The following is a 2,575-nucleotide window of genomic DNA, read 5'->3' as shown; positions in this document are numbered from 1 at the left end:
GTCGCGGGTCGCGGAGGCGGTGCTGCCGGAGACCGACGCGGACGCCGTCCGCGTGATGACGATCCACGCCGCGAAGGGCCTGGAGTTCCCGATCGTCATCCTGTCCGGCATGACCGCCGCGCCGAACCGCCAGCGCGGCGTGCAGGTCCTCTGGCCGCCGGACGGCGGCTATGCGGTGAAGCTGAAGTCGTCGGTGCAGACCGAGGACTTCGACCTCGTCCAGCCGGTCGACGAGCAGATGGACGACTTCGAACGCCGCCGCCTGCTGTACGTCGCTGCCACCCGGGCGCGTGATCACCTCGTGGTCTCGCTGCACCGATCCGGCAACCGCAGACACTCCAGCAACGCCGAGTTGCTCGCGTCGGCGGGCGGTGTGGAGGCTCCGCACGTCACGCTCTTCACCACCCCGTCGCCGGTCGAGCGCGAGCCGCGATCGTCGGCCGACGTCGCACCGCCGATCGCCCGTACCGACTGGGAATCCCGTGTTGCCGAGGCCCGGTCGGCGAGCCGCCGACATTCGGCCCAGAGCGCTTCCGGACTGGAAGGGACCGGCCCGGACGTGGCGCTGACCGACGTCGATCCCGGCACGGCGAAGGCAGCCCGCGACCTCGAGCTCCCGCCGTGGTCCAAGGGCCGGTACGGTACGGCGATCGGCCGGGCCGTGCACGGGGTGATGCAGGTCGTCGACCTGTCGACCGGCAGCGGTCTCGAGGCTGCCGTGTCCGCTCAGTGTGTGGCCGAGGGCGTGCTCGAGTACGCCGATGTGGTCGCCGCGCTGACGCGGTCCGCCTTGGCGTCGGACGTCGTCCACCGAGCCGCCGTACGCGAACACTGGCGCGAGTCGTACGTCGGCGCTCTGCAGCCGGACGGCACGATCCTCGAGGGTTTCGTCGACCTGATCTACCGCGAGGACGACGGCCGCCTGGTCATCGTCGACTACAAGACGGACGCCGTCCCCGCGGCCGCGCTCGACAGCCGGGTCACGTACTACGCGCCCCAACTGCAGGCCTACGCGGACACCCTCCCGAACGCCGGATCACCGGTGCTGCTGTTCCTGAACCCGGCGGGCGCGGTCGAGCGCTTGCTCTAGGCAACCAGCCGCACCGCGAGGACGGCGATGACCACACTCGAACCGAGCGCGGTCAGCAGTCGCCCGAGGTGACCGGTCAACGCGCGCCCGAGCAACGCGCCGCCACCGGCCAGCAACAGTTGCCAACTCGCCGACGCCACGAACGCGGCGATCACGAACACCGCCCGCTCGACCGGACCGCCGTCGCCCGAGCCACCTCCGAGGACCAGCGCTGCGAAATAGATCACCGTCATCGGGCTCAACAGCGTCATCCCGAGCAGGCCGGCGTACGCCGTCAGCGGGTTGACCGGCAGTTCCTGAGTGATCCCGGTGAGCCGTTGCGCGCGATATCGCCGTACGGCTCTGATCGCTGTGCTGACCGCGAGCGCCAGCAGCACCACGACCGAAGCCCACCGCAACGGCACGACGATCGGCTCCAGCACCGGCGCCAACGCCGACCCGGCCACCGCGGCCACCAGCGCGTAGCTGCCGTCCGCCGAGGCGATCCCCAGCGCGGCACAAGCCCCGACCCGCCAGGAGCTCCGCGCAGTCAACGCCACCAAGTACGTCCCCACGGGCCCGACCGGCATGGCGATCCCATACCCGGCCAGCAACCCGGCGACCAGCGCCCCGGTCACAACTGACCGAGGATCGCCTCCAACCCACGACCACCCTGCTGCTGAACCCGCGCCGCCCGTGAGGCAACACCGTTCAACACCAAGCTCCCAACAGTCGTAGTCATACCCGAATCGTCAGCGCGCCACCTCTCAGCGGGCAACCCATTTACGCCACCCGCGCTCGCCGCCGGTGGACCCCGACCTCCTTGGGACCGGCGCACGGAACCGACGCCGCACCCGTCAGCCTCAACCGATGACCTGGATCAAGCCGTCCCTACTGTGGACGGCGCGGGCTCCGAGCGCGTGATCGGTCAGGAATCGAGAAGCCTCCATCGGCGGCCCGCTCATAGCGTTGCCACCAACATCACCCCGTTTCTCCTGGAGGTAGCCATGACGCAGAACCAGCAGGCCGCCAAGCGCAAGCCCGGCACGCCCGGCCCGCTCTCGCGTTGGTTCCAGCGCACGATGAACGCCCGCACCCGCCGCAAGATCCACGCCGGCCGCGACAAGCTCATGGGCATGGACGTCCTCGTCCTTCAGACCCTCGGCCGCCGCAGCGGCGAGCTCCGGGAGACTCCGCTCGCCTGGTTCCCCGACGGCGAGGACGCCTGGCTCGTCGTCGCCTCCGGCGGCGGTAGCCAGCACCCGGACTGGCACGCCAACCTCATGGCCCACCCCACTCGCGCCGCCGTCGCCTTCCCCGGCCGCGACCCCCTGCCCGTATCCCCGGAAACCCTGGAGGGCCCCGACCGCACGCAGGCCTGGCAGAGGATCACGAGCGCCCAACCCCGGCTCGCCAAGTACCAGGCCAAGTCCAGCCGGCAGTACCCGGTCATCCGCCTGACGCCCCGCTGACCTGGCGGTTGCCTCGAACAACCGTCGCGAATCC

The 2,575-nt window shown here is 70.7% G+C and carries 3 protein-coding genes; 2 read left to right on the top strand and 1 reads right to left on the bottom strand.

What is annotated here, in order from left to right; translation table 11 throughout:
- A partial coding sequence (locus E1218_RS35415; RefSeq protein WP_202866374.1) for a 3'-5' exonuclease occupies positions 1–1,090 on the top strand: 1,090 nt, incomplete at its 5' end.
- Here E1218_RS35415 and E1218_RS35410 read toward each other — a convergent pair.
- A complete protein-coding gene (locus E1218_RS35410; RefSeq protein WP_202866373.1) occupies positions 1,087–1,707 on the bottom strand; it encodes a LysE family transporter in 621 nt (206 codons plus the stop codon). The genes E1218_RS35415 and E1218_RS35410 overlap by 4 nt on opposite strands.
- 369 nt (positions 1,708–2,076) lie before the next feature.
- Between E1218_RS35410 and E1218_RS35405 the strand changes: the two genes are divergently transcribed.
- A complete protein-coding gene (locus E1218_RS35405) occupies positions 2,077–2,541 on the top strand; it encodes a nitroreductase family deazaflavin-dependent oxidoreductase (RefSeq protein ID WP_132327395.1) in 465 nt (154 codons plus the stop codon).
- The last annotated feature ends 34 nt before the right edge of the window (positions 2,542–2,575 follow it).

Origin of the sequence: Kribbella turkmenica (assembly GCF_004348725.1) — a bacterium.
Lineage (GTDB): Bacteria > Actinomycetota > Actinomycetes > Propionibacteriales > Kribbellaceae > Kribbella > Kribbella turkmenica.
This window is presented reverse-complemented; position numbering and strand designations above follow the sequence as displayed.

Excerpts from the sequence above, each read along its gene's own strand:
- E1218_RS35405 (WP_132327395.1), top strand. The coding sequence starts at position 2,077 with ATGACGCAGAACCAGCAGGCCGCCAAGCGCAAGCCCGGCACGCCCGGC.